Source organism: Ensifer sp. 38_S197 (assembly GCF_056924495.1).
The window spans coordinates 489,328-515,943 of the sequence record NZ_JBXOVZ010000002.1; the positions used below are offsets into that span (position 1 = coordinate 489,328).

Here is a 26,616-nt window from a genome sequence, read left to right on the forward strand (position 1 = left end):
GCTCAGCCCTCGAGCTTCAAGCCGTCATGATCCTTGCCGAGCAAGATCGCGAGCGCCTCGACCACCATGTTGTGGTCCTCGCGCTGCGGCAGCCCGGAAACCGTGACGGCACCGATGCAGCCTGTACCCTTGACAACGATCGGAAAGCTGCCGCCATGCGCGGCATAGTCGGCGTCCGACAGCCCAAGCTTGGCCTGCAGATTGGTTTGCGCCTTCGCGAGTTCGCGACCGGTGGCATAGCTGCTCTTGAAAAGCCGGAACACGGTATTGCGCTTGCGGCGCACCCAGTTCGGATTGTCCGGCGTCGTCCCGTCGAGCGCTGCGTAGAATACCTGCATCGAGAACAGCGTGACGTCGATCACCACGCCGAAATTGCGTTCGACTGCCATCTTGCGCAGCAGCGAGCCGAGTTCCCAGGCCGTTTCCAGATCGAAACGCTCGAACTGCAATTCCTGTTCCTGCCGCGCGATGCGGGCCAGATCCTTGTCGATATTCATGGGATTAATCCTTCCAGAGCCAGGCCGCGCCACGCACGCCGGAGCTGTCACCGTGCAGGGCCTTGCGGATCGGTGTCTCGAACGTGTCGCCGAAGAGGTAGTTGACCACGCGAGGCGGCACGTCGTCATAGATCTCATCGACATTCGACATGCCGCCGCCAAGCACGAAGACGTCGGGGTCGACGATGTTGGTGAGCAGCGCCAGGCTACGCGCCAGCCGGTCGACGAAGCGCTCGTAGACGCCGGTCGCCACCGGGTCGCCCGCCCGTTTCGCATCGATGATGTCACGTCCGCGCCGTTCGGTACCGGTTGTGATCCGGTAGTCGAGTTCGACGCCGGTGCCGCAGGCATACATGTCGAGGCAGCCGTGCTTGCCGCACCAGCACCTGTGACCGGGATACTCGTCCTTCGTCATCCAGGGCAGCGGGTAATGGCCGATTTCGGCGGCAACGCCCTGGTATCCCGCATGCACCTTCTTGTCGATCGCCAGCCCCCCGCCATGGCCGGTGCCGACGATGACGCCGAAGACCACGTGCGCGTCCTTGCCGGCACCGTCGACCGCTTCCGAAACCGCCAGGCAATTGGCGTCGTTGGCGAGCCGCACCGGCCGGCCGAGCGCAGTTTCGAGGTCGCGTCCGAGCGGTTTGCCGTTGATCAGCACCGCGTTGGAGTTGCGCACGATGCCGGTGCGCGGATTGGGGCTGCCGGGAATGCCGATGCCGATCGAGCCCTTTTCGCCGGCCGTCTGCTCGGCGGCGGCAACGAGAGCGAGAACGGCGCGGATGCAATCGTCGTAGCCGCTCGTCGGGGTCGCGACGCGGTGACGGGCGCGCGTTTCGCCATCGCGGCCAAGCGCGATGACTTCCATTTTCGTGCCGCCCCAATCTATTCCGATGAACATATCTGGATCAGGTCTCTGATGAAGGTGTCAGGGAGAGCGCCGGCTTCCTCCCGCCAACGCCCGCCTTGCTTAGCATTCGGAAGACCTGAAAGACCAGCCCCATGTGGTGACCTGACGCGCGAGGATCGGACGGCTCGCACGCAAGGGCGGCTATCGCGCATTTCGGGGCGCTACCGCGCAAAAACACTTGGCGAAAACCTCCTGCTTTTGTATGGGTGCTATCCGAGTGGTCCCGTAGCTCAGCAGGATAGAGCACCAGATTCCTAATCTGGGGGTCGCGCGTTCGAATCGCGCCGGGATCACCATTTATTTTCAGGTGTTTATCCAAATAATACCGTCTGTGGCGGACCACCCCCGAGTCGTCAGGCTCAGCTTGCGCGTCCTGCGCCGAAGCAGCGTTACGACCAAATGCTCCTCGAATGCCGTCACTTTGCGGCAGACGGTAGATACTGGCATTCGCCGGCCGAAACGCTCAAACTGGGCAACGGCGACCAAAGCCGCGATGGCGTTCAGGTCGGCCAAGAATTCCGATGCCGCCGACCGACCGGGAATGAAAGACGCATGCGCGTCATGTGCCTGTCACGAACAGCGGCTAGTAGAAACTTACACCTCGCCGATGACCACGGATGAACTGGCATCGGTTGACGGTGATGAGGAAGGTCGGGTCGTCCCGACCTTTTTTGTTGGGTTCATCGGCGTTCCCCACCAGACTGCGACAGCCCTTTCCCGGGGAGCCGCAGGATCACCAATCACGAAATCGTTACCGGCCGCCGGATACGGCACAAAACGGCCTCTCGATCATTTTCCTTGAAGAAGGAGAATGGTGAAAGCTCATGAAAAAGCTGGCTATTATTGCGCTTTCGCTGGCAACGGCCCTCCCCAGTGTGGGCCCGGTACAGGCATTTCCGTCGGTCAGTCCACTGAAGGCTGGCCTATCGAATGTCGAGCAGGTCACGCATCGTCATCGCCAGTGGTACTACGATGACGATGATGAGGATGGATGGCGATACGACCGTCGCTACTACGACGAAGACGATGACGATTACTATCACCACCGGCATCATCACAGCGATATTGGCGCATTTATCGGCGGCTTCGCCGTTGGTGCGATCCTCGGTGGCGCTCTGAGCGCCCCGCCAAGGCGGCACTATCACCGCCACTCGTACTCGAATTGGTGATACACACTGCCGCCGCCTCGTAGAGTGCCGATCGTCCTGCTTTCGGCACGGAGGCTGATCGTGCTGAATCATCCCTGACTGCGGGCGACTGCCGCTACTCGGTGACGGCTTAATTATCCGGCCGGCAGACGCGCAGCCGATGGCCATCCGGATCGAGAGCGACGAAAGTGCGGCCAAACACGGCAGTCTTCAACTCCTGCTCGATTGCTATTCCGCGCCGGCGCCAATCCGCATAGAGGCGTTCGACCTCCGCGTCATCCTTCACCATGAAGGCGATTTCCGAGCGATGGCCGGTGCCGGACGAAACGAAGTCCCTCGCCTGGGTAGACCAGAGGCTGAAGGTCAGGCCGTTTTCGAGTCCGAAGGCGACATAGGCAGGAAAGGAAGCGACGGGTTCGCGCCCGAACAGATCGGCATAGAATAGGGCGCTTTTTGCCGGGTCGTCGACATAGAGCAGGACCAGGTTCGGTGACAGCATCTTCGGATCTCCTTCTTGTGATGACGGGACCCTAGTCGAAGCTGCTGTCAGCTCTTGTCAGCATGATGCACATAGCCGCAGGCCACCGGTCCATTGAACCGGCCTCTGGCTGGAAGGCGGCGTGTCAGAAGACGGCCAGGTATTTCAACAGAGAGATGATGCCGATGATGATCACGATGATCTGGACGATCTGTTTGGCGCGTGCGTCGAGCGGCAGTCGCTGGACGAGATAAAGCACCAACACGATGACGAGGAACGTAATCAGGATTCCGATAAGCAGCCCCATGGATCAACTCCCTTTTCACAACGGCAGCGCGACAGCGCCGGGATTGTAACTATGGAGCGAGGGCAAAGGTTCCGAGCTGCCCGGCAACGTCTTTGGCCGGATTGCGCCAATCGACGTGGGAACGCAGGCGAAAAAGGCGTCAGGGAGCAGACTTGCAGGCGATGCCCTGGTCATTCTCGCCCTTCGTCACGTCGAAAAGCGTCGCCTCGTCGCCCTCGGTCCACCAGATATATTGCCCGCCGGCATATTGGGCGCCGGAACCGGAGATCACGTTCGATGCCACGACGAAGGTGCCGTCGATCGTAAGGGTCACCAGGGATACGGCGCCCGCATTGATATACATCGCCTCGATGGTCTTGCCGCCGCAATCATAGCGAACCGATTTCCGATCCACGGCATCGGCGCCGGGCACGCGGATCGTCACATCGGCGCCCTGAGAGCCGGCGGTCATCAATGCGAGCTTCATGGCGGTCGCGCCTCCCGCCTTGGCGAGCACGAGCTTCGATCCCTCGACTGTCCAGGAGAGTTCGCTGCGAAGCGCCTCGAGGAATTTCTGCTCCTGGGTCATCGCCGCCGGCACGCACATCTTGCGTGTCGATGCGGCCGGCCCGAAGGTGATCTTCGTGCCCGACAGACTGAAGGTACCGGTGAAATGGTTGCAGCCGGCCATGCCGCCAAAGGTGCCGTCCTCACGGATTTCGAGCGTCGACTGCAGATCGTCGACCACACCGCCGCCGCCGATATCTTCGGCGAGCCAGGTGCCGACGAGCTGCTGCGGCACGTCTTCTGCCGCAACCGGCTGCATCGAAGCCATCTCGATCGTCACGCAGGCGCAGGAAACGGCGGTAATGACTTTCAGCATCGCGAACTCCTTCGGGCTTCGACTCAGCAGCCCGATTCTTAGCCCCTGGACGAGACGGATTGAAGACCGCGCCCTTGTTGCCGGCGGAATTCGCCTGTAGAGCCTAGCGCACAATATAAAAGTTCGGATCGATCTGGCGAAGATCATGCGCTACGCTCGCGACGAAAGCCGCCCCGCGCATTCCCTCCGAAAAAGAAGAACATGGGTATTGGCATGGCATCCCGCGACAATGCGAAGCGCCGACTGACGATCCTCGGGTCGACCGGTTCGATCGGCACCAACACGCTCGACGTCATCGCGCGTCTTGGCGGTCGCGAGCGCTTCGAAGTCGTCGCCGTCACCGGCAACGGCAACATCCCTCTGCTCGCCCAACAGGCGGTGAAGGCCGGGGCGGAGCTTGCCGTCACCGCCAATGAGAGCCAATACGAAAACCTGAAAGCGGCGCTTGCTGGCACCGGCATTGCCGTCGCCGCCGGCAGGAGCGGCCTGATCGAAGCGGCCGAACGCGACGCTGATTGGGTGATGGCGGCCATTGTCGGCAATGCCGGTCTCGCCCCCACCCTCGCCGCCGCCCGCCGCGGCGCCGACATTGCGCTCGCCAACAAGGAGTGCCTGGTTTCCGCCGGCAGCCTCTTCATCGAGGCGGTGAAGAAGGGCGGCGGACGATTGCTGCCGGTCGACAGCGAACACAACGCCATTTTCCAGGTCCTCGAGGAACAGCAGCGCCACGCCGTCGAGCGCATCATCCTGACGGCCTCGGGCGGCCCGTTCCGTACCAAGTCGCTAGAGGAGATGCGGCACGTGACCGCCGATGTCGCGCGCGCCCATCCGAACTGGTCGATGGGACTGAAGATCTCGATCGACAGCGCCTCGATGTTCAACAAGGCACTGGAGATGATCGAGGCGAAGCACCTCTTCGCCCTCAGGCCCGAACAGGTCGAAGTGATCGTGCACCCGCAGTCGGTAATCCATTCGATGGTCGGCTACACGGACGGCTCGGTGCTGGCGCAGCTCGGCTGCCCGGACATGCGCACCGCCATCGGCTATGCGCTTTCCTATCCCAGCCGCTGCAGCCTGCCGATCGAGCGGCTCGATTTCGCCAAGCTGTCGCGCCTCGATTTCGAGGCACCGGACGAAGTGCGCTTTCCGGCGATCCGCCTGGCGCGCCGCGCCATGGTCGAGGGCGGCGTGCAGGGGGCGGTACTCAACGGTGCCAAGGAAACGGCACTCGACGCCTTTATCGCCGGACGCACCGGATTTCTCGCCATGGCGGAGATCGTCGAAAAGGTCATGGACGCGCTCGCCGATCTTCCGGCGGCGACAACCATGGACGACGTTTTCGCCGCAGACGAAAAAGCCCGACAACTGGCGGCCGGGCTCATTCGATAATCAGGTTTACTCTGCAGGTTCATTAGGCTTTCGCCCATAGGGAATCCCCTCACCCGCCTGCCGGCGCCTTTCCCGCGCGCGGGGCGGAGGGACCTAGCCGCATCCGCTCTCGCCTACCACGAACGTTCTCGGTTTCTGCGTCCGTGCATGGAGCAGAACAGCATCTCGCCATTTGAGGGAGACCGAGTATCCGTCCTCATCCCCTCTCCCCGCAAGCGGGCAGAGGGTTAGGGGCAGCTCTCTTGAAAGAGCTTACGCAACCGCCCTTGCCAGCGCACAGCGCGACCACAGCGAATGCAGCGCGCCGACGAGGTGATCGATGTCGGCATCCGAGTGCAGCGGCGTCGGCGTGATGCGCAGGCGCTCGGTCTTCTTCGGCACCGTCGGATAGTTGATCGGCTGCACGTAGACGCCAAAGTTGTCAAGCAGCAGGTCGGAGATCCACTTGCACTTGGCCGCGTCGCCGACCATGACCGGCACGATATGGCTGGGGTTCGGCATGTGCGGAATACCGCGCTGGTCGAGCAGCGAGCGCAGACGACGCACGCGCTCCTGGTGCGCGAAGCGTTCGACCTGGCTTTCCTTCAGGTGACGGATCGAGGCGAGCGCACCGGCAGCAAGCGTCGGCGGCAGCGCCGTCGTGAAGATGAAGCCGGAAGCAAACGAGCGGATGAAGTCGCAGAGCGCCGCAGAACCGGTGATATAACCGCCCATCACGCCGAAGGCCTTGCCGAGCGTGCCTTCGATGACCGTCAGCCGGTGCATCAGGCCTTCGCGTTCGGCAATGCCGCCGCCACGCGGACCGTACATGCCGACGGCATGCACTTCGTCGAGATAGGTCATGGCGCCGTACTTGTCGGCAAGATCGCAGAATTCCTTGATCGGCGCGATGTCGCCGTCCATCGAATAGACGGACTCGAAAGCAATGATCTTCGGCGCGCGCGGATCGGCTGCGGCGAGCTTGGCTTCGAGGTCAGCGACCGAATTGTGCTTGAAGATGACGCGTTCGCACTTGGAGTGACGGATCCCCTCGATCATCGAAGCGTGATTCCCGGCGTCCGAGAAGACGATGACACCGGGAATCTTGGAACAGAGCGTACCAAGTGCTGCCCAGTTGGACACGTAGCCCGAGGTAAACAGCAGCGCCGATTCCTTGCCGTGCAGGTCCGCGAGCTCGCGCTCGAGCAGGACGTGATAGTGGTTAGTACCGGAGATGTTACGGGTGCCGCCAGCGCCGGCGCCGCATTCGTCGATGGCGCGCTTCATCGCCTCGGTGACAACGGAATGCTGGCCCATGCCGAGATAGTCGTTCGAACACCAGACGGTGACTTCCTGGACGCCATCGGCCGTATGGCGCGCTGCCTTCGGGAAGTTGCCGCGATGACGGGCGAGGTCTGCGAAAACCCGGTAGCGGCCTTCCTGATGCAGCCCATCCAGCTCGTTCTTAAAGAAATTCTCGAAATCCATCATTTTCTCCAGTGCCCGATCGCTTTTCTTGATTCAAAGCGACCTGGGGTCAACCTCGGAATGCTCGGCATCTGCCACCTGCGGCAAAAGGCCCCTGAAGCGCTGCGCGTCCAATGAATGCATCCGGGATGATCTAGCATTTTCGGGCCGAAGCATCTTCGCTGCTTTCACTGAAACCGTTTCAACCCGGAGAGCCCTAGTTTTGAAACATTCCAAAGAAAGCCTTAGCGCATGTTCATCTCTTCAAGCTTGATCGAAGTCAAGCAAGGATGAAAAAAGGACGACCGAAGCCGTCCCCTTTTTTTGTTGTTTGACGATGCTCCATCCCGGTCAGGCCGCCGCCACGGCGCGCTTGGCCATGACCTTCACCAGATTGGCGCGGTAGGCCGCGTCCGCATGAATATCGGAGAGCAGCTCCGAGGCATCGACGCTGACATTGCTCAGCGCATCCGGCGACCAGTTGGCAACGAGCGCCGCTTCCATATCGCCATGCCGGAACACGCCGTTCGCTCCCGCCCCGGTAACGGCCACCCGGACGTCGCCATCGTCGCGTCGCGCGACGAACACGCCGGCCATCGCATAGCGCGACGCCGGGTTGGCGAACTTCTGGTAGGCAGCCTTCGCAGGCGCATCGAAGGTGATGGCGGTGACGATCTCGCTGCCTTCCAGCGCCGTGTCGAACAGGCCGGTGAAGAAGTCGTCAGCCGCGATCTCGCGCCTGTTGGTCACGATTGTCGCGCCGAGCGCCAGCATCGCCGCCGGATAGTCGGCCGCCGGGTCGTTGTTGGCGATGGAACCGCCGATCGTGCCCATGTGCCGCACATGCGGATCGCCAATATGGCCGGCAAGGCCACAGATCGCCGGACAGACGGCTTTGAGCGCCGACGACGACGCCACGTCGTGGTGGGTCGTTGCCGCGCCGATCCGCACTGACCGACCGGAGACCATGATACCCTGCATCTCGCCGATGTGACGGAGATCGATCAGGTCGCTCGGGGCGGCCAGCCGCTGCTTCATCGTCGGGATCAGCGTCATGCCGCCGGCGACATATTTGCCTTCGCCGGCCGCTTCCATTTGCTTGACGGCATCCTGAACCGAGGACGCCCGGTGATATTGGGTCTCGTACATGGGTGTCCTCCCGATCAGTTGGCTGCTTGCGCCGCCGCCCACACCTTCTGCGGTGTTGCCGGCATGGTGAGCGCATTGTTGCCGATAGCGTCGGTGATCGCATTGATCAGCGCCGGTGGAGAGCCGATGGCGCCGGCCTCGCCGCAGCCCTTGATGCCCAGCGGATTGTTCGGGCAGGGCGTGTTCGAGGTCGAGACCTGGAACGACGGCAGGTCGTCGGCGCGCGGCATGGCGTAGTCCATGTAGCTCGCCGTCAGAAGCTGGCCCGAGGCATCGTAGTGCACCCCTTCGAGCAGCGCCTGGCCAATGCCCTGCGCCAGCCCGCCATGCACCTGCCCCTCGACGATCATCGGGTTGATGATGTTGCCGAAGTCGTCGGCGGCGACGAACTGGATGATCTTGGTCCGTCCCGTCTCGGGATCGACCTCCACCTCGCAGATGTAGCAGCCGGCCGGGAAGGTGAAGTTGGCGGGGTCGTAGAAGGCCCCCTCCTTCAGCCCCGGCTCCATGCCGGCAGGCAGATTGTGGGCGGTATAGGCGGCCAAAGCCATCTGGAACCAGGGCACCGCCTTGTCGGTGCCGGCGACCTTCAGTTCGCCGTTCTCGATGACGATGTCGCTTTCGTCCGCTTCCATCAGATGCGCGGCGATCTTCTTCGCCTTGGCCTCGACCTTGTCGAGCGCCTTGACGACGGCCGACATGCCGACGGCACCGGAGCGGGAGCCATAGGTGCCCATGCCCATCTGCACCTTGTCGGTATCGCCATGCACGATGTTGACGCTGTCGAGCGGTACGCCGAAGCGGTCGGCGACGAGCTGGGCAAAGGTCGTCTCGTGGCCCTGTCCATGGCTGTGCGACCCGGTCAGGACTTCGATCGTGCCGACGGCATTGACGCGCACCTCGGCCGATTCCCAAAGACCGACGCCGGCACCGAGCGAACCGACCGCTGCCGACGGCGCGATGCCGCAGGCCTCGATGTAGCAGCTCATGCCGATGCCGCGCTTCATGCCGCGGCCGGCAGCTTCCGCTTTGCGTGCGGCAAAGCCGTTCCAGTCGGCCGCCTTCATCGCCGCTTCGAGCGAAGCGTCGTAGTCGCCGGCGTCGTAATTCATGATGACCGGCGTCTGGTGCGGGAAGGAGCGGATGAAATTGACCCGCCGCAGCTCCGCCGGCGAGACGCCGAGCTCGCGCGCCGCCGTCTCCATCGTGCGCTCGAGCAGGTAGGTCGCCTCGGGCCGTCCGGCGCCGCGATAGGCATCCACCGGCGCGGTGTTGGTGTAGACGGTGCGCACATTGGCATGGATCGCCGGGATGTCATATTGCCCGGAGAGCAGCGTCGCATAGAGATAGGTCGGCACCGCCGACGAGAAGAGCGACATATAGGCGCCGAGATTGGCGATCGTGTCGACCTTGAGCCCGATGATGCGGTTGTTGGCGTCGAAAGCCATCTTCACCTTCGACACATGGTCGCGGCCATGCGCGTCGGTCAGGAAGGCCTCGGTGCGATCGGACGTCCACTTGACCGGGACGCCCGTGCGCTTCGAAGCCCAGAGACAGACGATCTCCTCCGGATAGATGTAGATCTTCGAGCCGAAGCCGCCGCCGACATCGGGGGCGATGACGCGGAGCTTGTTTTCCGGCGCAACGTTATAGAAGGCACTCATCACCAGCCGCGCCACATGCGGGTTCTGGCTGGTCGTGTAGCAGGTATAGTGATCGTCGCCGCTGTCGTAGATGCCGAGCGTGGCGCGCGGCTCCATCGGGTTGGGCGAGAGCCGGTTGTTGTGGATCTCGATCTCGGTGACATGCGCCGCCGCGGCGATCGCCTTGTCGGTCGCGGCCGCATCGCCGAGTTCCCAATCGAAGATCAGGTTGTTGGCCGCCTCCGGGTGAAGCTGCGGCTGGCCTGGCTCCAGCGCCTTCGACGCATCGGTCACGACAGGAAGCTCCTGATAGTCGACGACGACGGCCTCGGCCGCGTCGCGGGCTTCGGCCACGCTGTCGGCCACGACGATTGCCACGGCATCGCCGACATAGCGCACCGCCTCATGCGCGAGCGGTCGCCAGGCGCCCATCTTCATCGGCGTTCCGTCCTTGGAGTGGATCATCCAGCCGCAGATCAGATTGCCAATTCCGTCGGCAAGAAGCTGCTTGCCGTCGAGCACGTCGATTACGCCAGGCATGCCCTTGGCTGCGGATGCGTCCACTTTGAGGATTTTGGCGTGCGCATGCGGGCTGCGCACGAAGACTGCGTATTTCATGCCCGGCACGGACATGTCGTCGGTATAGCGGCCCTTGCCGGTCAGGAACCGCTTGTCTTCCTTGCGCGCCACCCGCGCGCCAATGCCTTCAACTCCCATTGCCGATCTCCTCCCGAGATTTCCAGCGACAGTGTTTCGATGACATGCAGGGCGACGCTCTCTTCGCCCCCCGTCCGGCCGCTATTCTGCGGCCACGCGTGCGCCGCTCATCTCGGCGGCAGCGGCAAGGATCGCCTTGACGATATTATGGTAGCCGGTGCAGCGACAGATGTTGCCTTCGAGTTCGGCTCGAACCGTCGCCTCGTCGAGCTGTCCCTGGTGCCGGCGGATCATGTCGACGGCCGTCATCACCATGCCTGGCGTGCAGAAGCCGCATTGCAGGCCGTGATTGGCCTTGAACGCCGCTTGCACCGGGTGGAGTTCGCCGTCGGCCGCCAGCCCTTCGATGGTGGTGATCGTGGATCCGGCCGCCTGCGCGGCGAGAATGGAACAGCTCTTGACCGATTTTCCGTCCATATGGATGACGCAGGCGCCACACTGCGAAGTGTCGCAGCCGACATGGGTGCCCGTCAGTCCAAGATTTTCGCGTATGAATTGCACCAGCAATGTGCGGTCGTCGCAATGACCACTCACCTGACGGCCGTTGACCGTCATTGTCACTTTCGCCATTTCGCTCCTCCGGGGTCGGTCAATGCCAACACGAGCGCGGCCGAAAAGTCGGGTGAGATGGTTCACGCGACTAGGGTACGCGCCAACTGATATCGATGCCCGTCGCCGACGAATCCGTTCCTCCCGGATTTCGCAGGCTTGTTTGTATCATTTGTCTTTTTTTGGAATGCCGCAACCGCTACCGCCCGCCGAACGACAAAATTTTTCCACGCCGGTTGTATCGCGGGGAACTGCGCCTTCATGTCCCGTTCAGGAACGATATCATTATCTTGCGCGCCGGAAGAAACCGCAGGTCTCCCGTAGACTTTAAATCGGGACCGCGTATTTTCCGAACTGCAAGTTCAGGTGGAGCGGGATGATCCCGGCTCCGCCATCATCCAAGGGACGGACTGAGCAAGAGGCTGAGATCCGTAGAGATCGGAGAGGACAACATGAAGAAAGCCATCGCACTTGTGCTGGTCGCCCTGTCGGTCGCAAGCTGCACCCAGACGGAAAAGGGCGCCGGCATCGGTGCCGTTTCCGGCGCGATCATCGGCGGCGCGATCACCGGCGACGTCCGTGGCGCAGCGGTCGGCGCAGCCATCGGCGGCGTTTCCGGCGCAGTCATCGGCCATGTCAGCGAACAGCCGGGACAGTGCTACTACCGCGACCGCTACGGCCGCCGCTACATCGACGCCTGCCCGCGCTAAGGCGCAGCGAAGGCGATCATCCTTCGGCGTGGCGCAAGCCCACCGCAGGATTAGTTACCCCCTCATGGCCGACGCCCTGAGGGGGTTTTTCGTTCCGGCGCCCGGCGAAACCGGGCGTGCCCCCAAGAAATGATCCGACGCGCGCAAACCGGGTGGTTATCGGTCGCGCAAGTCCGTCTGCTGTCCTCGATATATCACCATCGAGGTCGTTCCATGTCGAAATCACCAAGCATTCCCTTGCCGCCCGCCTTCAGGCGCATCGGCTGGTCCAATCTGTTTGCGCAGTTCTCCGAGCAGATGGCACTGGCTGCCGCTCCGCTCGCTGCCGTGCTTCTGCTCGCAGCCGGGCCGGCGGAAACCGGATGGCTGCAGATGGCCCAGACGCTTCCGTTCCTCTTGCTTTCCATTCCCGCCGGGCTCGTCGCCGATCGCACGTCGCGGCGCAGGCTGATGGTGTCCTCGGAAATGCTGCGCGCACTGTCGCTGGTCGCTACCTTGCTCCTGATGGTCAGCGGCCTGTTGACCCTGCCGCTTCTGGCCGTGATGGGTTTTGTCGGAGCCATCGGCACCGTCTGCTACAACGTCGCCGCCCCCGCCCTTGTCCCGGCGATCGTTCCGCGCGCCCGACTGGCCGACGCCAACCGTTGGCTGGAACTCGCCCGGAGCCTTGCCTATTCGGGCGGACCGGCAATCGGCGGCGCAATCGTGGCATGGACGGGTGCGTCGCTCGCCTATGTCGTCGCCACATGCCTTTCTCTACTTTCCGTCGTCCTGCTTGCCGGCGTTGGCGATCAACACCAACCCGCGACGGCAAAACGCAAACTCCTTCAGGATCTGATCGAAGGCGCACGGTTCCTTGCCGGCCACACGCTCCTCAGGCCCATCCTCGTGACCGCCATCGTCTTCAACACGGCCTGGTTCGTGCTGCAGGCGGTCTATGTCGCCTATGCCATCCAAACCCTCGGCCTGACGGCCACGGGCGTCGGCATCACCCTTGGCATTTACGGCGCCGGCATGATGATCGGTGCGGTCGCCGCGCCCGCCATTGCGCGCCGTATTTCGTTCGGCGTGATGATCGCACTTGGTCCTCTCGGCGGCTTGGCGGCGGCCGCAGTAATGCTCTCGACGATCTGGATACCGTCCGGCGCCCTCGCCGGGTTGAGCTTCTTTCTGTTTGGCGCCGGCCCGGTGCTCTGGTCGATCGCGACCCTCACCTTGCGACAGGCCGTCACACCGAATGCCATGCTTGGCCGGGTTTCCGCCTTCATCACCACGGCCACGTTCGGAGCCCGGCCAATCGGTGCAGCGCTCGGGGCCGTCGTCGCCGCGCGCTTCGGCGTCGAGTTATGTCTGGCGGTCGCCGCCGCCGGTTTCCTGATCCAGTTTCTCGTCATCATTGCCTCCCGCGTGCCGCAGTTGCGCGCACTGCCGGAAGCGGCCTAACCCTGACGAACCGCGAACAAAGCCAGCCACGCGCCCGACAAAATCGTCGGAACGCCTGGCTGGAAACCGTCCGTTCGGAGCCTATGGTTGTGCTGCACCGACAACATTTCGAAGCTTTTTCCGGCAAATCGCCACCGAAAATCGGCATCAGGGGTGGATGCGGCCGGCCGTCATCGTTAACAGATGGAAAACCTTAGGCATGCAATAGTGACCCGGCCGCATATGCAGGCAGTTTGTATTGGGTCGCCTGAAGACGGGATGCGGAAGCGAATGTCCCCACCACGGTCGAGTATTGCGTACTGGAAGGCCGCAACTGCGCTTGCAGTCGCCTTCTCGTTTGCGCTCGGCCCGATTTCCGCCAAAAGCGCCCATGCCTTCAAGCTCTTCGGCATGAAGTTCTTCGAGAGCGACGAAGAGGAAGCGCCGGTCATCGACCCGGTCAACTATACGCTTACCTTCGACGCCGGCACCGACGACAAGGAGCTGAAGGAAGCGCTGGAAAATAGCTCGCAGCTCGTCCAGGGCCAGGAAAAGCCCGTGTCCGGCGATCTCGGCCTTGCCATTCGCGCGCGCGACGACCGCGACCGTCTGCTCGCAGCGCTTTACGAAAAAGCCCGCTACGGCGGCACCGTGGCAATTCGCGTCAACGGCCAGGACATCGACAGCCTGCCGCCGGATCCCGCCTTCCCCGATGGGCAGGCAATCCCGGTAACCGTCACCGTCACGCCCGGGCCCGCCTTTACGGTCGGCTCCGTCAAGTTCGAAGGCGATGCGGCCGGCTTCAATCCGGATGACTACGGCCTGCCGGCCGGTACCCGCGCCGATTCGACGCTGATCATCAAGGCTGGCGAAAAGGTCGTGAACGACCTGCGCGAGCAGGGCCGGCCGCTTGCCAAGCTTACCGAACGCAGCGCCGTCGCCAATCACGCCAATTCCACCGTCGACGTCGTTATCGGCGCAAGCGGCGGTCCGATCGCGCCTGTCGGCGATGTCAGCGTGTCGGGAACCAAGACTGTCGATCCCGCCTTCGTGCGCGACTATTCGCGCCTCAATGAGGGCCGCCCCTATTCGCCCGAGGATATCCGCAAGGCATCCGAGCGCCTGCGCCAGCTCGGCGTGTTCTCGAGCGTGACGATCAAGGAAGCCAACGCGCTTTCGCCCGATGGGTCGATCCCGATGAAGATCGAGGTCTCCGAGGGCAAGCACAAGTATTTCGGCTTCGGCGCCCAGGTTTCGACTACGGACGGTCTCGGTCTCTCGGGCTATTGGGGACACCGCAATCTCTTCGGGCGGGCGGAATCGCTGCGCATCGAAGGCTCGGTCGACCGCATCGGAGAGACGAAGGAACTGGGCAAGCTCGACTATTCGGTCGGCATTCTCTTCGCCAAGCCCGGTGCCTTCGGCCCCGCTTCGACGTTTACTGCCAGCGTCAAGGCCAACATCCAGGATCCGGACGCCTACCGTGCCAAGATCCTGACGGGTGCGGCCGGTGCGACATTCGAACTCTCGCCGACCGACACCGTCTCGGGGGGCGGCGAGCTGAGCTGGGCCAACATCGACGACGCCTTCGGCTCGAATTCCTACCTGACCGCCGCCATTCCGCTCGAATATGTGCGCGACACCCGCAACGACAAGCTGAACGCGACCGAAGGCTATCGGGCGATGATCAACGCCAAGCCGAGCTACGAGATCAAGGGCCAGACCTTCTTCTCGTCTTTCGAAGCGTCGGCATCGGGCTATCATGCGCTCGGCGACGAGAAGCGTTTCGTTCTCGCCGGCAAGATCGGCGCCGGCGTGCTCGTCGGCGGCGGCGGGCTCGAGGATATTCCGGCGAACCGTCGCTTCTATCTCGGCGGCGGCGGCTCGGTGCGCGGCTACTCCTACCAGGAGATCGGCCCGCGCAACTCCGAAAACAGGGAGACCGGCGGGCGCTCCTATGTCAACGCCTCGCTCGAAGCCCGCATCGCGATCACCGACACGATCGGCGTGGTTCCGTTTATCGATGCCGGCACCGTCTCGGCGAAAACGACGCCCGACTTCTCCGACATTCGCGCCGGCGCCGGCATCGGCTTGCGCTATGCCACGCCCTTCGGCCCCATCCGTCTCGACTTCGCGGTCCCGCTGAACAAATACCCCGGCGGCACGAAGTACGGGATTTATGCCGGTATCGGCCAATCCTTCTGATTCCTGATTTTGGCGATTCGGGCCGTTTCCCCCCTACGACGCCGCGCGTCTTTCAAGACACGCTAAGGTCGCTGTAACACTTTAGATCTGCTGCATAATTCCTCAAATCGATCCCGATTTGAGGAATTATGCAGCGGGTTCGGCAAATTGCCCTCATCCGTTGATAGTTTCGCCCTGCGGCGATTCCGCTGCAGCGCAACTTGCGCTATGGGTAGAACATGAATCAGGTCGTCCGCTTCCTTCGCGCGACGCTGCGCTATGGCCTTCGTGTGCTTGGCGTGATTGCGGTCGTTGCCCTCCTTCTCGTCGCCTTCGTGGGCTTCACGACTCCCGGCGCCCGGCTCGTCGCCTGGGCAATCGAGAAATATGCGGCAACGCCTGACCAGATCGTGCGGATCGCCGATCCCAGCGCACTTCTGACAGGTGAGTTTGCGGCGGGAAGCATCACGCTCTTCGACGGCCAGGGCGTCTATGCGGAGGTGCGCGACCTCAAGCTCAACTGGTCGCCGGCGGCCCTCCTCTCCTTCCGCTTTGACGCCGCGGCGATCTCCGCCGGCTCGGTGCGTGTCGAACGCCTGCCGATCCCCTCGACCGAGACCAAGGAAGTACGCTCGACCTTCGTGCTTCCCGTCGACGTCAAGATCGACGCGATCGATCTCAAGGAAATCGTCATCGGCAAGGCGATCGCAGGCGAGGACCAGTTCCTGACGGCCAGCGGCAAGATCAATGCGACCAACGAGAGCATCGCCCTTGGCCTGACCGCCGCCCAGCGCGACCGGCCGGAAGCGCGCGCCGTCGCCGATATCGTCTTCAATCCGGCGGGCAACGAGCTGAAGCTCGAAGCGACCGTGGACGAGCCCAGCAACGGTGTATTGGCAAAGCTGCTTCGCCTGCCCAACGAACCTGCGGTCAATATCAAGCTGACCGGTCAGGGACCGCTTTCCGATTGGGCCGGCACGGCAACGGCTGCGCTCGACGGCAGCGAGATCCTCAAGCTCGACGGTCGCCACGTCCAGACGCCGGATGGCATGCACCGGCTCACCGTCACCGGCGGCGGCGCCTTCGGTTCGCTGATGCCGCCGGCCCTGCGCCCGATGTTCGAGGGCGAGACCAGCATTGACGTTGCCGCCGCGTTCAACGGCCAGGGCATGGTGCGCGTCGACAAGGGGCAGATCGCGACCGGCGCGCTCACCTTCGGCGCCTTCGGCACCTTCGACAGCAAGGGCGACAACAATCTACAGGCCCGGCTTGCCGGCACCAACGGTGCGATCGACTTCCGCTGGCCGCTGCAGAAGGGTGAAGCCCAGGCAAAGATCAATGCCGTCAATCTGTCGCTGATCGGCGACGCGCAAGCGGCCATCCTCGATCTCGCCGCCGACGTCGCATCGGTGACGCTGCCGGATGTTGCGCTCGGTTCCGTCAAACTGTCGGCCCGCAGCGACGGCTTCAACCTTCAGGCCCAGTCCGGTCCGGTGAAGACCGTGCTCGACGTGGGCGAAGCCGGCTTCAACGACGCCAACCTCGCCCGGCTGGTGCAGGCGCCGATGAAGGTTGACGCCAGCCTCGCGGTGACGAAGGAGAGCATAGGCTTCGATCCGGTGACGATCGAAAGCCCCGGCATTGGCGGCTCGCTCACGGGCGCCTTCTCGCGTGAAGAAAACACCGTCGCCGCCGCCTTCAAGCTCTTTGCCGTTCCGGGAGCCCTGCCGCCGGCCGCTGCGGCGAAGTTCGACGGCACCATCGCGCTTGCCGGGGAAGTAAAGACGACGAGCGACGGCGACGTTTCCGTGGAGGGCCTCGAGCTCAAATCGAGCACGATCGAAGCAGCCGGTACCGTCGCCCTGGCTCAGGGCCAGTTGACCACCGATCTCAAGGGAAAATTGCCCAATCTCGGCAAGCTCCTGGCCGACGCCAAGGGCGAGGCTGACTTCACGGCAGCGGTGACCGGCCCGCTCGCCGAGCTCGGTATCAAGGCCGAACTGACCTCGAGTGGCGCCACGCTCGCCGGACGCACGCTCAGCGATCTTACGATCAGGGCCGACGCGAAGGCCAACCCATCAAGCCCGCAGGCCAGCCTGACCGCCACCGGCGCGCTCGACGGCCAGGCAATCGACGTCAAGGCCGACGTCGTCTCGAAGGACGGGCGCACCGCGATCCCCGTGCTCGAAGCCCGGATCGGCGAGAACAAGCTGACCGGTGCGATCAGTTTCACCCCGGACTTCAAACCGGATGGCACGATCGATTTCAACCTGCCCGATCTTGGCCTGCTGGCTGCCATGGCCGGACAGAAGGCCTCGGGCGATCTCAACGGGTCGGCCGCAATCAAGACCGCAAACGGCATCACCTCCGTCGTCCTCAAGGCCGGCGGCAGCGGCATCAAGCGCGACGCCCTGACGATTGCCAAGCCGACCGCAGATATCACGATCTCCGATGTCGCCGCCCTTGCCATCAAAGGCAGCGTGCGCGCCGAGACGATTGCGCAAGGGCCAAACCGGGTCGCCGGTCTTGCCGTCGCTTTCCAGCAGCAGGCCGGGCGCACCGGCTTCTCGATCGACGGCAAATATGACGGAGGTCCGCTCGCGGCCAAGGGCGATCTCACGAGTGCGAAGGGACGCACGGAAATTCGGCTCACCTCCTTCGGCGCGACGCCGAAGGGCATCCCGCTGAAGCTGGCCCAGCCGACGGTCATCGCCATCGAAAACGGCGTCGTCCGCCTCAACGCGCTGACGATCCAGGCATCGAAGGGGACCATCGCCGTCAACGGCACCGCAGGCGAAAAACTCGACATCGCTGCGAAGCTCAACGCCCTTCCGGCGGCGCTGATCAATGCCTTCGCGCCGGACCTCGGCGCCGAGGGCACGATTGCCGGCACGGTCGATGTCGATGGTGCAGCATCCGCGCCTGTTGTTACCTACGACCTCAAGTGGTCCGGCGCTTCGCTCGCCGCGGCGCGCACGGCCGGGGTCGCCGCCTTCGACATCGCCGCCGACGGCAAGTTCGCCAACAACAAGGTAACGCTCGACGCGACGCTTTCGGGCGCCGGCGGCCTCTCCTTCAAGGGCGGCGGCAATGTCGATATCGGCGGCAACATGCCCATCGCGATGAAGTTCAACGGCAACCTGCCCTTTGCCCTCATTGCCAACCTGATGGCGGATAAAGGCTTCACGCTGACGGGCCAGGCGGGCATCGACCTTTCGATTTCCGGCTCCGCCAAGGCGCCGCAAATCGCCGGCACCGTCACCACCGCTGGCGGCCGGCTCGTCGACGTGCGCCGCAATCTGGCGCTCAACGACCTCACGGCGAATGTCTCGCTCGACGGCAAGCAAGCGACGATCTCGAAGCTCTCGGCCAATCTCGCGACCGGCGGCTCGGTCGAGGCGACTGGCACCGTCGGCACGGTTCCAGGCTCCGGTTTCCCGGCCAACCTGACGATCCGCCTGAACAATGCAACTTACGTCGACGGTACGCTGTTCAACGCCAATCTTGCCGGCGAAATGACGCTGACCGGTCCGCTGGTCGCGACCCCGACGCTCGGCGGCAAGGTGACGATCCGCAAGGCGTCGATCACCATTCCCGAGAAGCTGCCGACCTCGCTCTCGGCGATCGACATCAAGCACAAGAACGCGCCCGCCAAGGTGCAGAAGATGGTCAAGGATCTGCGCAGGGACGAGGTGCCGGCTGCCGGCGCCAATGCCAGCGGCGTCATCGCCTTCGATCTCGGCGTCAGTGCCAACCAGGTCTTCGTGCGCGGCCGCGGCATCGACGCCGAACTCGGCGGCGACCTGACGATCCGTGGCACCGCGGTGCAGCCGATCGTATCCGGCGGCTTCGAAATGCGCCGCGGCCGGCTGGAAATCCTCGGCAAACGCCTGACCTTCACCGAGGGCAAGATCGGCTTCGGCGGCGATCTCATCCCGACACTGGATCTGAAGGCAACCTCGAGCGTCGGCGCGACGACTATCACCGTCTCGGTCTCGGGCCTGGCCAACAATCCGCAGATCGGCTTTTCGTCATCGCCGGCGCTGCCGCAGGACGAGATCCTGGCGCAGCTCATCTTCAACCGGTCGCTGTCGAACCTCTCGGCCTTCCAGATCGCCCAGCTCGCCTCCGCCGTCAGCCAGCTTGCCGGCGGTGGCTCGACGTCTCTGCTCGACGGCCTGCGCAACAAGCTCGGCGTCGACGACCTCGACGTCACCACCGACGAGAAGGGCGGCGCCTCGGTGCGGGCCGGCAAATATCTCAACGACCGGACCTATATCGAGCTGCAGCAGGGCTCCGATTCCTCTTCCAGCAAGGCGGTCATCAATCTCGATGTCGGCAAGGGCGTGAAGCTCAAGGGCTCCGCCGCCGGCGACGGCTCCGCAGCGGGCGGCATCTTCTTCGAGAAGGAGTATTGAGCGGCGACTTGCCTGGCGGCGCTCTCCCCGACGACAGTCTGACCAAATACGGCCCGCGGACCGAATACAATCCCGGGCCGCGTGAATGCGCGCACATCACCTGTGGAATTGCCGCCGCAGCGAGCCTACATCGGCGTCGGCCGCCATCGCGCCAATTTGCTTCATTCATTTTTCAGGTGATCGTCTTGTCTTCCCCAAAAACCGCATCTCGAATTGCCCGAGAATTTCCGGCCGCTCGTTGCCGGGTATGACTGGAACCGCGACACGCTCGGACAATCGGACTCGAGCATCTTTCTGCTGCAGGCGCCAGGTCGTCCGATGCTGGTGCTGAAGGTCGAGGCTGCCGGCCCCTTCGGTGAATTCGTCGACGAAGCGGCGCGGCTCGATTGGCTGGCGTCAAAGGGCATGCCGTGCCCGCAGGTGATCGCCCGCGCCTTCGAGCTGGCAACGAACTGGCTGCTGCTGCAGGCCGTCGAAGGCACGGACCTCGCGTCCACGACGCGCTCACCAAGGGACCGGATCGCCATCCTGGCGGACGCCCTGAAACGCCTGCATGCGCTGGATGTCGCCGGCTGCCCTTTCGATCATCGGATCGAAAGGCGCATCGCCCTTGCGAGCGCGCGCACCGAAGCCGGCCTTGTCGATGAAGACGATTTCGATGAAACGAGGATCGGTCGAACGGCGCCCGATCTCTTTGCCGAGCTGCAAGCCCGCATGCCCTCGCCCGACACGCTCGTGGTCACCCACGGTGACGCCTGCCTGCCGAACATCATCGAGAAGGATGGCCGGTTTTCCGGCTTCATCGATTGCAGCCGGCTGGGCGTCGCCGATCGCTACCAGGACATCGCGCTTGCCTGCCGCAGCATCACCCACAATCTCGGCGAGGAATGGGTTGAGCCGTTTCTGGCCGCCTACGGCATCGACACGGACGATCCCGACAAACGCGACTTCTACTGCCTGCTCGACGAGTTCTTCTGATTACCGCTGATTAACGCGCGGCGACCAACATGTCCGCCCAAGCACGCAGCAATATAGCGAAAGGCCCGCAACGCCTCAGGCGGCGTTGCGGGCCTCGATGCTCAGATCGACGATGTCGGCATCCTCAATGGCATTGAACAGCGCCCAGATATGGCCGAAGGGATCGATGAAGGCACCGACACGATCGCCCGTCGACAAGGTTTCGGCCGGGTTCCGGAGGCTGGCACCGGCACCGATCGCCCGGCCGATGACACGATCGACATCCCGCACGTGCAATTCCAGGATCACCGCCGTGGTGCCGAGCGCATGCGGCGAGCGCGGCCCCCCAAGCTTGGGTTCCGCGTCACGGCGCGGGTTGGCCCCGGCAATCCGGAACACCGATTCCCCGATCCTCAAATCCGCGCTCGTGAGGATCCCGCTCGGCCATTCATGCCGCTGCAGGAGCTCGGCGCCGAGCGCCTCGCGATAAAAGGCGATGGCGCGATCCTCGTCGCCATGCCTGACAAACAGCTTCACACAGATCTGCCGATCGGCAAGCCTGCCGCCATTGGCAACCATGACATCCTCCATCTTGGGTGAGGCGCACATCATAGCGAAACACTAGAACAAAACAAGAACAAATCGACTCCGGGATGCGATTTTGTTACCGGTTCAGGGTGGAGCAAACCGCTCAGAATGCGCCGGTCATCTTGCTGGTTTTCAACAGGATATTGGTCTCCGTGACGGTGATGCCGTCGATCAGGCGGATGCGCCGCAGCGTCTCGTCGAAGGAAACGAGGTCGCGGTCCTCGAGCTCGGCGATGAAGTCCCAGCGGCCGTTGGTGCTGTGCAGTGCGCGGACCTGTGGCAAGCCGCGCAATTGCTCGGCAACACGGTCGGCCATCTTTCCGTGGACTTCGATCATCACCACGGCGCGGACCCCGGAAGCCGGAATTTCCGCGCCGGTGCGGATGGTAAAGGCGGCAATCGTGCCACTGGCGACCAGCCTGTCGATACGGGCGGCAACGGTCGCGCGCGAGACGCCCGTCATTTCCGATAGCGTCGAAACGGGAATGCGCGCATTCTGGCGCAAGGCGCTGATCAGTGCCTGATCGAGATCATCCATTGCCTGTCACTTTGTAAAATGATGCTTATCAATCTGTCGATTTTATCTCACTAATCGGCAGTTTTCCATCTTTTTGCTGACACGCATTTTGGCCATAATCCGCGCGATCCCAACCGGGAGCACACGGAATTATCTTGAGAAGGAATCGGGCGGATATGACGACCATCACGCTGATCGGCGCACCCATCGAAGAAGGTTCTGGACGACGCGGCGCGGCCATGGGGCCGACGGCGCTGCGCATCGCCGGCATCGACACGGTGCTGCGCGACCTCGGCCACACGGTTCATGACGAAGGCGACGTCAAGCCGCTGCCGGCCCGCGACCTCGCCAACCACCCCGGCGCCAACAATCTGCAGATCGTCGCCGCCTTCGCCCGCGCGCTGCATGATTCCGTGCACGACACGGTTCGCCAGGGCCACTTCCCGATCATCCTCGGCGGCGACCACGCGCTCTCCATGGGCAGCGTCTCCGGCATGGCGCGTTACGCCGCCGAAGTCGGCCGGCCGCTCTTCGTGCTCTGGCTCGACGCCCACGCCGACTTCAACTCCCCGTCGACCTCGCCTTCGGGCAACATGCACGGCATGCCGGTCGCCTATTTCTGTGGCGAAGCGGAATTCGCCCCGATCCTGCCGGCCGATCGCCCGTTGGTCGATCCGAAGAATGTCTTCCAGGTCGGCATCCGCTCCGTCGACGACCGCGAGCGCGAAGAGATCACCGAGCATGGCGTGCGCGTCTATGACATGCGCGCCGTCGACGAACTCGGCATGGCCCACATCATGCGCCAGATCCTCGAAGAGGTTCGCGCTCAAAACGGCCTGCTGCATGTCAGCCTCGACGTGGATTTCATGGACCCGGAACTCGCACCGGGCGTCGGCACCACCGTTCCCGGCGGCGCCACCTTCCGCGAAGCGCACCTGATCATGGAAATGCTCTGGGAAAGCGGGCTGGTTTCCTCGCTCGACGTCGTCGAACTCAACCCCTTCCTCGACGACCGCGGCAAGAGCGCGCGCATCCTGGTCGAACTGACGGCGAGCCTCTTCGGCCGCCGTGTGCTCGACCGGCCGACCCGCAGCGCCTGAGATAACAAACGGAGGACAATGCATGAATACGACGGCAGCCCTGATCGAAACCGAATACCGGCTCGGCGCGCATAACTACAAGCCGCTCGACGTGGTGCTCTCACGCGGCGAAGGCGTCTATGTCTGGGACATGGAGGGCAATCGCTACCTCGATTGCCTCTCGGCCTATTCCGCCGTCAATCAGGGCCACTGCCATCCGAAGATCCTGAAGGCGATGATGGAGCAGGCGCAGAAGCTGACGCTCACCTCCCGCGCCTTCCGCAACGACCAGCTCGCCCATTTCTACGAAGAGATTGCGGCGCTGACCGGCTCGCACAAGGTGCTGCCGATGAACTCCGGCGCCGAAGCCGTCGAAACCGCCGTCAAGGCGGTGCGCAAGTGGGGCTACGAGGTCAAGGGTGTCGCCGAGAACAGGGCGGAGATCATCGTCTGCGCCAACAACTTCCACGGCCGCACCATGGGCATCGTCGGCTTCTCGACCGATCCGGACGCCCGCACCGGCTTCGGCCCCTTTGCCCCCGGTTTCAAGGTCGTGCCTTTCGGTGACCTCGACGCCTTCCGCGCCGCGATCAACGAGAACACCGTTGCCTTCCTCGTCGAGCCGATCCAGGGCGAAGCCGGCGTCATCGTTCCGCCGGCCGGCTACTTCACCGCCGTCCGCGAGCTCTGCACCAAGCATGGCATCACGCTGATCCTCGATGAAATCCAGACCGGCCTCGGCCGCACCGGCAAGCTGCTCGCCGAAGAGCACGAAGGCATCGAGGCCGATGTGACGCTGATCGGCAAGGCTCTCTCCGGCGGCTTCTATCCGGTTTCGGCCGTGCTCTCCAATTCGGAAGTGCTGGGTGTGTTGAAGCCCGGCCAGCACGGCTCGACCTTCGGCGGCAACCCGCTCGCCTGCGCCATTGCCCGTGCGGCGCTGAAAGCGCTGACCGAGGAAGGCATGATCGAGAATTCGGCACGGATGGGCGAGCGCTTCCAGAAGGGGCTCACCGACATCCGCTCCAACATCATCAAGGAAGTGCGCGGTCGCGGCCTGATGCTGGCGGTGGAGCTGGTGCCGGAGGCCGGCGGCGCCCGCAAATATTGCGAGGCGCTGAAGGAGCGCGGCATCCTCGCCAAGGACACTCACGGCGACACCATTCGCATCGCCCCGCCGCTCGTCATCACCGCCGACCAGGTGGATTGGGCCGTAGAGCACTTCGCGGCGGTCCTCGCCTCCGCCTGACCCGTTTCCATCCTCCGCCCCGGGGCAACCTCGGGGCGGATTGGTTCGTGAGCGGCTGCAAAAGCAAGTCTTAACGAATCCCGGCCTATAGTCCCTTCCCAAAGCGCAAAGCGGTTCTTCCGCGCATGATGCAGCTGCGCCCCGCCGGATGTGATCGGCGGACTGTAAGGATCTCTCCCCAACGGACCATCGCCGCGCTCCCATGCGCCGGCAGCCATGCGGAGATTTCTCGAGTTTGGCGGTGTCGCGTCCATAGGCGTCGACCGGAAAGCTGGAAGGACCTTCGATGACCAACACAATCAGGACGGCCGGTTTCGACGGCGAGACGCTGGAGATCATTGCGTTCCGCCTCCACGATCAGGAATTCTGCGTCAAGACAACGACGATCCGCGAAATTCGCGGCTGGGCACCCTCCACCCCCATTCCGCATTCGCCGCCGGAAGTGATCGGCGTCATGAACCTACGCGGCACGGTGATCCCGATCATCGACCTCGCCCACAAGCTCGGCATGAAATCGACGACGGCCAACGAACGCAGCGCCATCGTCGTCGCCGAAGTGCACAACATGGTGATCGGCCTCGTCGTCGACCGGGTCTCCGACATCCTCACTGTCCAGGGCAGCCAGGTGCAACCGGTGCCGGAAGTGACCGCATCCTTTGACAAGAGCTTTGCTGAAGGCATCATCGCCAACGAGAACGGCATGATCTGCTTCCTCAACCTCGCGCGTATGTTCAAGGAACGCGACGTCGAGGAAATGGCCGCCTGATCATACGCGCCAGCCTGCAATTCGAAGGTCCCCTTGCCCGACGGCGAGGGGGCCTTTTCCTTTTGGCGAGGGCACCGAAGTTACTTGAGGGGCATCAAAAACAGGGAAATCTAATTCAACTCGTAGAGTGTATGCAATTTTTCACAACTAAGATTTGATAATTGCTATTTTAACACCCGCTTAATAGTCCTACCACTAACATAAATTGCAGAAACACGGCGCCTTGGGCATGAAGCCCGGTAGTTCGAACTCTCCCTGCGAAGCACGAAGCCGCTGGCCCGGAAGGGTCGGCCGTAGAACGGACCAGACATTTTTTGGCAATCCGGCCTTTGTCCTTGTCCAGAGAGTTGCGCCGCTTTTGGCCCCGCAAACCCTGTCGACAACACGCACGATCCGGCTTGAACAACGAGCGGCTGGCAGAATTTCTGAGCGCATCCCTGCACCCCGCGCTCGGGAATGGGGAAGGCGGCGACCGGTAGCCGCCTTCCCTTAAATCTTTTCAGATGAGGGATCGGCTTGCTTCGAAAGACACCCGGTCGGAGAACCTACGGGTGATGACAGCAGGTTAGGCGGCTTCCGGGCGCTTGATCTTCGGCGCCGCTTCCAGCACCAGCGGTGTCAGCCCCTCGCCGCCATTGTCGATATGCTCGAACAATTTGCGCCGCATGCGCGGCTCCCAATATTTGTTGATGTGGGTCGCGACGCCCTGGGCCGCTTCGTTCTGCGGCTGGCTCTTGAAGAAGGTGGCGATCTGGTTCGCCATGTAGATCAGCTTGGCGTTGGTGTTGTCATGCGACATCGGCGACGGCTCCGGACTTGATGCGTTCGGCATGAGTGAAAATTTCGAATTCGTCGCCGCGCACCAGCGCAACCAGCGTCATGCCTGCGGCCTCCGCCGTGCGGATGGCAAGCGCTGTCGGCGCAGAAATGGCGATGATCACGGGACTGCCGACAACCGCCGTCTTCTGCACCATCTCGACGGACACACGGCTGGTGACGACGACTGCGCCTTCGCTGCCCTTGAAGCCGGCGCGCGCGGCAGCGCCCACCAGCTTGTCGAGCGCATTGTGCCGTCCGACGTCCTCGCGCACGGCGATCAGGCCGCGTCCCGGCACAAAGAAGGCGGCACCGTGCACGGCACGCGTCTCGAAATGCAGCGGCTGCTGGCCGTTGAGCAGCGCCACGGCCGAGACCACATCCTCCTGCGACAGTGTCAACTTCGAACGGGAAACATCCGGAGTCGGCCGCACCGCCTGCTCGATCGATTCGATGCCGCACAGGCCACATCCGACCGGACCCGCCATGTGCCGGCGGCGCCGGCGGAGCATATCGTTCTCTTCGTCATGAAGCGCAATCTGCAGATCGATGCCGAGATTGTCCGCAATCGTCTCGGCGACGACCTCGACCGCTTCGATCTGGTCGGGATCCGTGATGATGCCTTCGGTCAGGCTGAAGCCGACGGCGAAATCCTCGAGATCGCCGGGCGTCGCCATCATCACCGCATGGGTCGAGCCGCCATAGGAGAAGGCGACAGGCGTTTCCTCCGGCACGGCCCGCACACCGTCCCGAAGCGCGCCGTTGCGGCGGGCGGCCTCGGGAACGGTCTTGGATGTCTTAAACGTCGCCATGAT

23 protein-coding genes and 1 tRNA gene are annotated in these 26,616 nt (G+C 63.3%); 11 read left to right on the forward strand and 13 right to left on the reverse strand.

Features of this window, described 5'->3' with window-relative positions; translation table 11 throughout:
• Positions 1 to 2 precede the first annotated feature (2 nt).
• Both AC1Z3V_RS15600 and AC1Z3V_RS15605 read right to left on the reverse strand, forming a co-directional pair.
• A complete protein-coding gene (locus AC1Z3V_RS15600; protein ID WP_483500236.1) occupies positions 3 to 497 on the reverse strand; it encodes a heme-degrading domain-containing protein in 495 nt (164 codons plus the stop codon).
• A gap of 4 nt (positions 498 to 501) precedes the next feature.
• Positions 502 to 1,398: an ROK family protein gene (locus AC1Z3V_RS15605; protein WP_483500238.1), complete on the reverse strand. Its 897-nt coding sequence runs from the start codon at positions 1,396 to 1,398 to the stop codon at positions 502 to 504.
• 228 nt (positions 1,399 to 1,626) lie between these two features.
• Between AC1Z3V_RS15605 and AC1Z3V_RS15610 the strand changes: the two genes are divergently transcribed.
• A tRNA-Arg gene (locus tag AC1Z3V_RS15610) sits at positions 1,627 to 1,703 on the forward strand.
• 528 nt (positions 1,704 to 2,231) lie between these two features.
• Positions 2,232 to 2,576: a hypothetical protein gene (locus AC1Z3V_RS15615; protein WP_483500240.1), complete on the forward strand. Its 345-nt coding sequence runs from the start codon at positions 2,232 to 2,234 to the stop codon at positions 2,574 to 2,576.
• A gap of 109 nt (positions 2,577 to 2,685) precedes the next feature.
• On the opposite strand, the gene AC1Z3V_RS15620 is transcribed toward AC1Z3V_RS15615, so the two are convergent.
• The 3 genes from AC1Z3V_RS15620 to AC1Z3V_RS15630 all read right to left on the reverse strand — a co-directional run bounded on the left by AC1Z3V_RS15620 (position 2,686) and on the right by AC1Z3V_RS15630 (position 4,202).
• A complete protein-coding gene (locus tag AC1Z3V_RS15620; protein WP_429815139.1) occupies positions 2,686 to 3,054 on the reverse strand; it encodes a VOC family protein in 369 nt (122 codons plus the stop codon).
• Between the two features lie 124 nt (positions 3,055 to 3,178).
• On the reverse strand, positions 3,179 to 3,340 hold the full coding sequence (locus AC1Z3V_RS15625; protein WP_089044368.1) for a Thivi_2564 family membrane protein: 162 nt from the start codon (positions 3,338 to 3,340) through the stop codon (positions 3,179 to 3,181).
• 139 nt (positions 3,341 to 3,479) lie between these two features.
• Positions 3,480 to 4,202, reverse strand: coding sequence for an META domain-containing protein (locus AC1Z3V_RS15630; protein WP_483500243.1), 723 nt, complete (start codon positions 4,200 to 4,202; stop codon positions 3,480 to 3,482).
• Positions 4,203 to 4,415: 213 nt separating this feature from the next.
• On the opposite strand from AC1Z3V_RS15630, the gene dxr reads away from it, so the two are divergent.
• On the forward strand, positions 4,416 to 5,591 hold the full coding sequence (gene dxr, locus AC1Z3V_RS15635; RefSeq protein WP_483500245.1) for a 1-deoxy-D-xylulose-5-phosphate reductoisomerase: 1,176 nt from the start codon (positions 4,416 to 4,418) through the stop codon (positions 5,589 to 5,591).
• Positions 5,592 to 5,843: 252 nt separating this feature from the next.
• On the opposite strand, the gene hemA is transcribed toward dxr, so the two are convergent.
• The 4 genes from hemA to AC1Z3V_RS15655 all read right to left on the reverse strand — a co-directional run bounded on the left by hemA (position 5,844) and on the right by AC1Z3V_RS15655 (position 11,116).
• The gene (gene hemA / locus AC1Z3V_RS15640; protein ID WP_429815128.1) at positions 5,844 to 7,058 is read right to left on the reverse strand and encodes a 5-aminolevulinate synthase; all 1,215 of its coding nucleotides are present in this window, start codon (positions 7,056 to 7,058) and stop codon (positions 5,844 to 5,846) included.
• A 330-nt stretch (positions 7,059 to 7,388) separates the two neighbouring features.
• A complete protein-coding gene (locus AC1Z3V_RS15645) occupies positions 7,389 to 8,186 on the reverse strand; it encodes an FAD binding domain-containing protein (protein WP_483500247.1) in 798 nt (265 codons plus the stop codon).
• Positions 8,187 to 8,200: 14 nt separating this feature from the next.
• The gene (locus AC1Z3V_RS15650; protein WP_483500249.1) at positions 8,201 to 10,546 is read right to left on the reverse strand and encodes a xanthine dehydrogenase family protein molybdopterin-binding subunit; all 2,346 of its coding nucleotides are present in this window, start codon (positions 10,544 to 10,546) and stop codon (positions 8,201 to 8,203) included.
• Between the two features lie 81 nt (positions 10,547 to 10,627).
• The gene (locus AC1Z3V_RS15655; RefSeq protein ID WP_034802397.1) at positions 10,628 to 11,116 is read right to left on the reverse strand and encodes a (2Fe-2S)-binding protein; all 489 of its coding nucleotides are present in this window, start codon (positions 11,114 to 11,116) and stop codon (positions 10,628 to 10,630) included.
• A 431-nt stretch (positions 11,117 to 11,547) separates the two neighbouring features.
• Between AC1Z3V_RS15655 and AC1Z3V_RS15660 the strand changes: the two genes are divergently transcribed.
• The 5 genes from AC1Z3V_RS15660 to AC1Z3V_RS15680 all read left to right on the forward strand — a co-directional run bounded on the left by AC1Z3V_RS15660 (position 11,548) and on the right by AC1Z3V_RS15680 (position 20,807).
• The gene (locus AC1Z3V_RS15660) at positions 11,548 to 11,805 is read left to right on the forward strand and encodes a YMGG-like glycine zipper-containing protein (RefSeq protein ID WP_065774087.1); all 258 of its coding nucleotides are present in this window, start codon (positions 11,548 to 11,550) and stop codon (positions 11,803 to 11,805) included.
• Positions 11,806 to 12,018: 213 nt separating this feature from the next.
• Entirely contained in the window at positions 12,019 to 13,248 is a 1,230-nt protein-coding gene (locus AC1Z3V_RS15665; RefSeq protein WP_483500252.1) for an MFS transporter, read from the forward strand.
• Positions 13,249 to 13,518: 270 nt separating this feature from the next.
• The gene (locus tag AC1Z3V_RS15670; RefSeq protein ID WP_483500254.1) at positions 13,519 to 15,432 is read left to right on the forward strand and encodes an autotransporter assembly complex protein TamA; all 1,914 of its coding nucleotides are present in this window, start codon (positions 13,519 to 13,521) and stop codon (positions 15,430 to 15,432) included.
• Positions 15,433 to 15,650: 218 nt separating this feature from the next.
• Positions 15,651 to 19,829 carry a translocation/assembly module TamB domain-containing protein gene (locus tag AC1Z3V_RS15675; RefSeq protein ID WP_483500256.1) on the forward strand — a complete coding sequence of 1,393 codons (4,179 nt, stop codon included), beginning with the start codon at positions 15,651 to 15,653 and terminating at the stop codon, positions 19,827 to 19,829.
• A 213-nt stretch (positions 19,830 to 20,042) separates the two neighbouring features.
• On the forward strand, positions 20,043 to 20,807 hold the full coding sequence (locus AC1Z3V_RS15680; RefSeq protein ID WP_483500258.1) for an APH(3') family aminoglycoside O-phosphotransferase: 765 nt from the start codon (positions 20,043 to 20,045) through the stop codon (positions 20,805 to 20,807).
• 75 nt (positions 20,808 to 20,882) lie between these two features.
• Here AC1Z3V_RS15680 and AC1Z3V_RS15685 read toward each other — a convergent pair whose 3' ends face one another.
• Positions 20,883 to 21,365 carry a VOC family protein gene (locus AC1Z3V_RS15685; protein WP_173517698.1) on the reverse strand — a complete coding sequence of 161 codons (483 nt, stop codon included), beginning with the start codon at positions 21,363 to 21,365 and terminating at the stop codon, positions 20,883 to 20,885.
• Between the two features lie 112 nt (positions 21,366 to 21,477).
• Positions 21,478 to 21,912, reverse strand: coding sequence for an Lrp/AsnC family transcriptional regulator (locus tag AC1Z3V_RS15690; RefSeq protein WP_429815105.1), 435 nt, complete (start codon positions 21,910 to 21,912; stop codon positions 21,478 to 21,480).
• Positions 21,913 to 22,067: 155 nt separating this feature from the next.
• On the opposite strand from AC1Z3V_RS15690, the gene rocF reads away from it, so the two are divergent.
• The 3 genes from rocF to AC1Z3V_RS15705 all read left to right on the forward strand — a co-directional run bounded on the left by rocF (position 22,068) and on the right by AC1Z3V_RS15705 (position 24,985).
• On the forward strand, positions 22,068 to 22,991 hold the full coding sequence (gene rocF, locus AC1Z3V_RS15695; protein ID WP_483500260.1) for an arginase: 924 nt from the start codon (positions 22,068 to 22,070) through the stop codon (positions 22,989 to 22,991).
• 22 nt (positions 22,992 to 23,013) lie between these two features.
• Complete coding sequence (gene rocD, locus AC1Z3V_RS15700) at positions 23,014 to 24,219, forward strand: ornithine--oxo-acid transaminase (protein WP_483500262.1); 1,206 nt, start codon at positions 23,014 to 23,016, stop codon at positions 24,217 to 24,219.
• Positions 24,220 to 24,505: 286 nt separating this feature from the next.
• The gene (locus AC1Z3V_RS15705) at positions 24,506 to 24,985 is read left to right on the forward strand and encodes a chemotaxis protein CheW (RefSeq protein ID WP_173517702.1); all 480 of its coding nucleotides are present in this window, start codon (positions 24,506 to 24,508) and stop codon (positions 24,983 to 24,985) included.
• Between the two features lie 565 nt (positions 24,986 to 25,550).
• Here AC1Z3V_RS15705 and AC1Z3V_RS15710 read toward each other — a convergent pair.
• Both AC1Z3V_RS15710 and fdhD read right to left on the reverse strand, forming a co-directional pair.
• Positions 25,551 to 25,784, reverse strand: a complete 234-nt coding sequence (locus AC1Z3V_RS15710) for a formate dehydrogenase subunit delta (protein ID WP_247959481.1) — start codon at positions 25,782 to 25,784, stop codon at positions 25,551 to 25,553.
• Positions 25,774 to 26,613, reverse strand: coding sequence for a formate dehydrogenase accessory sulfurtransferase FdhD (fdhD, locus tag AC1Z3V_RS15715; RefSeq protein ID WP_483500265.1), 840 nt, complete (start codon positions 26,611 to 26,613; stop codon positions 25,774 to 25,776). The genes AC1Z3V_RS15710 and fdhD overlap by 11 nt, the downstream gene beginning before the upstream one ends.
• Between the last annotated feature and the right edge of the window lie 3 nt (positions 26,614 to 26,616).

Excerpts from the sequence above, each read along its gene's own strand:
- AC1Z3V_RS15615 (WP_483500240.1), top strand. The coding sequence starts at position 2,232 with ATGAAAAAGCTGGCTATTATTGCGCTTTCGCTGGCAACGGCCCTCCCC.
- dxr (WP_483500245.1), top strand. The coding sequence starts at position 4,416 with ATGGCATCCCGCGACAATGCGAAGCGCCGACTGACGATCCTCGGGTCG.
- AC1Z3V_RS15600 (WP_483500236.1), bottom strand. The coding sequence starts at position 497 with ATGAATATCGACAAGGATCTGGCCCGCATCGCGCGGCAGGAACAGGAA.
- AC1Z3V_RS15665 (WP_483500252.1), top strand. The coding sequence starts at position 12,019 with ATGTCGAAATCACCAAGCATTCCCTTGCCGCCCGCCTTCAGGCGCATC.
- rocF (WP_483500260.1), top strand. The coding sequence starts at position 22,068 with ATGACGACCATCACGCTGATCGGCGCACCCATCGAAGAAGGTTCTGGA.
- AC1Z3V_RS15675 (WP_483500256.1), top strand. The coding sequence starts at position 15,651 with ATGAATCAGGTCGTCCGCTTCCTTCGCGCGACGCTGCGCTATGGCCTT.
- AC1Z3V_RS15605 (WP_483500238.1), bottom strand. The coding sequence starts at position 1,398 with ATGTTCATCGGAATAGATTGGGGCGGCACGAAAATGGAAGTCATCGCG.
- AC1Z3V_RS15620 (WP_429815139.1), bottom strand. The coding sequence starts at position 3,054 with ATGCTGTCACCGAACCTGGTCCTGCTCTATGTCGACGACCCGGCAAAA.
- AC1Z3V_RS15690 (WP_429815105.1), bottom strand. The coding sequence starts at position 21,912 with ATGGATGATCTCGATCAGGCACTGATCAGCGCCTTGCGCCAGAATGCG.
- hemA (WP_429815128.1), bottom strand. The coding sequence starts at position 7,058 with ATGGATTTCGAGAATTTCTTTAAGAACGAGCTGGATGGGCTGCATCAG.
- AC1Z3V_RS15625 (WP_089044368.1), bottom strand. The coding sequence starts at position 3,340 with ATGGGGCTGCTTATCGGAATCCTGATTACGTTCCTCGTCATCGTGTTG.
- AC1Z3V_RS15710 (WP_247959481.1), bottom strand. The coding sequence starts at position 25,784 with ATGTCGCATGACAACACCAACGCCAAGCTGATCTACATGGCGAACCAG.
- AC1Z3V_RS15660 (WP_065774087.1), top strand. The coding sequence starts at position 11,548 with ATGAAGAAAGCCATCGCACTTGTGCTGGTCGCCCTGTCGGTCGCAAGC.
- AC1Z3V_RS15650 (WP_483500249.1), bottom strand. The coding sequence starts at position 10,546 with ATGGGAGTTGAAGGCATTGGCGCGCGGGTGGCGCGCAAGGAAGACAAG.
- AC1Z3V_RS15645 (WP_483500247.1), bottom strand. The coding sequence starts at position 8,186 with ATGTACGAGACCCAATATCACCGGGCGTCCTCGGTTCAGGATGCCGTC.
- AC1Z3V_RS15705 (WP_173517702.1), top strand. The coding sequence starts at position 24,506 with ATGACCAACACAATCAGGACGGCCGGTTTCGACGGCGAGACGCTGGAG.
- rocD (WP_483500262.1), top strand. The coding sequence starts at position 23,014 with ATGAATACGACGGCAGCCCTGATCGAAACCGAATACCGGCTCGGCGCG.
- AC1Z3V_RS15685 (WP_173517698.1), bottom strand. The coding sequence starts at position 21,365 with ATGGTTGCCAATGGCGGCAGGCTTGCCGATCGGCAGATCTGTGTGAAG.
- AC1Z3V_RS15670 (WP_483500254.1), top strand. The coding sequence starts at position 13,519 with ATGTCCCCACCACGGTCGAGTATTGCGTACTGGAAGGCCGCAACTGCG.
- AC1Z3V_RS15655 (WP_034802397.1), bottom strand. The coding sequence starts at position 11,116 with ATGGCGAAAGTGACAATGACGGTCAACGGCCGTCAGGTGAGTGGTCAT.
- AC1Z3V_RS15630 (WP_483500243.1), bottom strand. The coding sequence starts at position 4,202 with ATGCTGAAAGTCATTACCGCCGTTTCCTGCGCCTGCGTGACGATCGAG.
- fdhD (WP_483500265.1), bottom strand. The coding sequence starts at position 26,613 with ATGGCGACGTTTAAGACATCCAAGACCGTTCCCGAGGCCGCCCGCCGC.